Below are 1,059 nucleotides of genomic sequence, written 5' to 3' on the forward strand. Positions count from 1 at the left end.
AATATCTTCTGCTAAATATATTGTGAATCCTACGCCTATATGGGCTGGTTATTCTTCTACAATTGAAGCTATGTATTTTGCTACACCAATAATTGTTCCTGCTTATATGGAGTTTGTTGCAGAATTTGGAGTAGATATTGATTTTGGGTTTTATCTGGAGAACTGCTCTGAAAAAACTGTTTCAGATACCTTAAGGAAAGCGTTATCTTTAAGTTCCTTAGAATATAAAAAACTTGCAGAAAATGCCCATCTTAGAGTAAAAGAGTACAATTGGGAGAGTTATGTTGATAGATTTTTATTGAGATTGAATCAAATAGTCAAATAATTGAAAAGAGGTTGGCATATGAATAAAGGTTATTTTTCATCCTTAATTATATTTTTGACTGATTTTTTTATAATTTTTTTATCTATTTTTTTATCAGTATTTATTCGTAACGAAGTGTTAGATGCATTCATTCAATTTCAGCAGGTTTCATACATTGATTATGTGACATATCCATTTCCATATGTAATAATTACTATGTTATTTGCGTATTTTGGACTATATCATAGACGCTATGATTTTTGGCAAGAATCTTTTCTTATTTTAAAGATTTGTATTATTTCTTTTGTTGTTGTGTTTTCAACATTAGCTTTAGGAAAGAATATTGAGTATTATTCTAGAACTGTGCTAATTTTAACATTTCTTTTTTCATTTTTGTTTCTCCCATTAGGTCGCCTTTTTATGAAGGTAAAATTATTTGAAATAGGGCTTTGGAAGAAAAAAGTAAAAGTTTTTGGAGAGTTAACTGACTTAGATATGCGGCTATTTAATTCTTCGTATACGGGTTATGTTATTGTTTATCGTGGTAATTATGAAGCATTATTTATCTCTAGTGCTAATGTGGAACCTGCTAAATTAGATAAAATTATTGAGGCTAATACTAAAAATAATAAAGAAGTTTTGTTTGTGCCTGTACTAAAGCAATACGATTTTACTCAGGCTATTCTTTATCAAAATTTTGATGCTAGAGTAAATTTATTTACTCTAGAAAATAAATTGCTAAGTAAGAGAAATAA

1 protein-coding gene and 1 pseudogene are annotated in these 1,059 nt (G+C 28.1%); both read left to right on the forward strand.

Annotation, left to right across the window (positions count from 1 at the left end; translation table 11 throughout):
* Positions 1–325: glycosyltransferase (locus BKK47_RS12535; protein ID WP_158074776.1), on the forward strand; the 325-nt coding region annotated here is incomplete at its 5' end.
* Between the two features lie 18 nt (positions 326–343).
* Positions 344–1,059: pseudogene (locus tag BKK47_RS12180) on the forward strand (sugar transferase); the annotation flags it as partial.

The sequence above is a fragment of the Rodentibacter mrazii genome (genome assembly GCF_001998825.1).
GTDB lineage: Bacteria > Pseudomonadota > Gammaproteobacteria > Enterobacterales > Pasteurellaceae > Rodentibacter > Rodentibacter mrazii.